Source organism: Xenorhabdus sp. IM139775 (genome assembly GCF_028598745.1).
GTDB lineage: Bacteria > Pseudomonadota > Gammaproteobacteria > Enterobacterales > Enterobacteriaceae > Xenorhabdus.
The window spans coordinates 1-1,812 of record NZ_JAQRFK010000169.1 but is presented as its reverse complement, the minus strand read 5'-3'; the positions used below and the strand labels follow the sequence as shown (position 1 = coordinate 1,812).

3 protein-coding genes and 1 pseudogene are annotated in these 1,812 nt (G+C 43.5%); all 4 read right to left on the bottom strand.

The genetic code is table 11. The features are described 5' to 3' along the window. Positions 1-276 precede the first annotated feature (276 nt). The 4 genes and pseudogenes from PSI17_RS16675 to PSI17_RS16660 all read right to left on the bottom strand — a co-directional run bounded on the left by PSI17_RS16675 (position 277) and on the right by PSI17_RS16660 (position 1,792). Positions 277-615: a hypothetical protein gene (locus PSI17_RS16675; RefSeq protein ID WP_273553026.1), complete on the bottom strand. Its 339-nt coding sequence runs from the start codon at positions 613-615 to the stop codon at positions 277-279. Further along, entirely contained in the window at positions 608-1,084 is a 477-nt protein-coding gene (locus PSI17_RS16670) for an IS630 family transposase (RefSeq protein WP_273553028.1), read from the bottom strand. The genes PSI17_RS16675 and PSI17_RS16670 overlap by 8 nt, the downstream gene beginning before the upstream one ends. A gap of 37 nt (positions 1,085-1,121) precedes the next feature. Then, a pseudogene (locus tag PSI17_RS16665) lies at positions 1,122-1,226 on the bottom strand (IS630 transposase-related protein); the annotation flags it as partial. Between the two features lie 17 nt (positions 1,227-1,243). Further along, entirely contained in the window at positions 1,244-1,792 is a 549-nt protein-coding gene (locus tag PSI17_RS16660) for an IS630 family transposase (protein ID WP_443256048.1), read from the bottom strand. Positions 1,793-1,812 lie beyond the last annotated feature (20 nt).

The following is a 1,812-nucleotide window of genomic DNA, read 5'->3' as shown; positions in this document are numbered from 1 at the left end:
GGGTTATTGTTAAGTAATGATTTTTGTATTTAAATGATATTTTTTATTATAGCATCGCCTCTGTTTCATTATCTCCATTAATGTCACCAATATGTTTTTTGTTGTGTGATTATGGTTATCTATGTTTTAATTTTATAAATAAAACATACCAGTAATCGTAATAACTCATACTGATTTTATATTTAATCGATTAAGACGAGATTACAAATTCCCCCTCAGTGGCTGTTAAAACAGCCACTGACTTCACTGATAACGGGGAAACCCTGTCCAATGCGGCTACTGACCACACGCAAACCCGGTGCTGGCCCAGGCATTTCGCATCCACCGGTCTGTTTCTGCCCAGAATGTCCATTTTGCCAGTCCTTCGGTTGAGCCTGAACGGCCTGCCAGATAATCCGTTGATGTCACGTAAAACTCCCGCACCCAGCCCTCGTAACGGTAAAAGTTACCCCACTGCGCATAAAGCCGTTCAAAAGCATATTTAGAAGCAATCTGGCTGCCGAGTGATTGGCAAATCTGCCCTGCCTTAAAATAAAACGCTTTTGTCAGCCCTGAACGCGCAAACCAGGTATCACTCCTTAAGGTCAGTATAGCAGAATCAATATAACTAGACATAACTCACATGTTCTTTGAACAGTTCATCAATAGAGTATCTTTCTCGCCTTCTTATGGTTTTTGTTCCAGCCCATTTGTGTTCGATAGGATTTAAATCCGGGCTGTAAGGCGGTAACCATTCCAACTGACATCCGTGGTCGGCTATCGCTTGTCGTGTGTCATGGCGTTTATGGAATGAGGCATTATCCATCACAATCACTACCCCGCCTGGAAGCTTTGGCAACAAATCTTGTGTCATCCAGGCATGAAAAGTATTCGCATTAATGTTCCCGGCAAACAAGTTTAAGGTCACAAAGGTATTTTTAATGATGGCACCGATGGCATTAATACGTCCCTTTACCTGCCAGTCGTGTGTACCGAAACAGCGCTGTCCTTTTGGGGAATAACCGTGTATTCGCGGCATTGACTGCTCAAAACCACTTTCATCCAGATAAACAATCGCTTTGCCCGTTTGTTCATAATGACGGATGCGCTCGACAAATATTTGACGAGCCTGTTCGTTAGCGTCAGGGTGTTTTAACGTTTTTTTTCAAGGTGAGCTTCAGCCGTTTCAAGGCGTAATGGATAGCAGATTGTGAAACGCCCAGACGTTTTGCCCTTTCCCATTGATATATCAGAATCAATATAATTAGGCATAACTTACATGTTTGATAAACAGTTCATCAATAGAGCATCTTTCCCGTCTTCTTGTGGCTTTTACTTTCGCCCATTTGGGTTCGATAGGATTTAAATCCGGACTGTAAGGTGGTAACCATTCCAACTGGCATCCGTGGTCGGCTATTGCTTGTCGTGTGTCATACCGCTTATGGAATGAGGCATTATCCATCACAATCACGGCCCCGCTTGGAAGCTTGGGCAGCAAATCCTGTGTCATCCAGGCATGGAAAACATCCGCATTAATATTCCCGGCAAACAAGCTTAAGGTCACAAAGGTATTTTTAATGATGGCACCGATGGCATTAATACGTCCCTTTACCTGCCAGTCGTGTGTACCGAAACAGCGCTGTCCTTTTGGGGAATAACCGTGTATTCGTGGCATTGACTGCTCAAAACCACTTTCATCCAGATAAACAATCGCTTTGCCCGTTTGTTCATAATGACGGATGCGCTCGACAAATATCTGACGAGCCTGTTCGTCAGCGTTAGGGTGTTTTAACGTTTTTTTTGACGGTAATATTCAGCCGCTTCAACCAGGGT

Excerpts from the sequence above, each read along its gene's own strand:
- PSI17_RS16675 (WP_273553026.1), bottom strand. The coding sequence starts at position 615 with ATGTCTAGTTATATTGATTCTGCTATACTGACCTTAAGGAGTGATACC.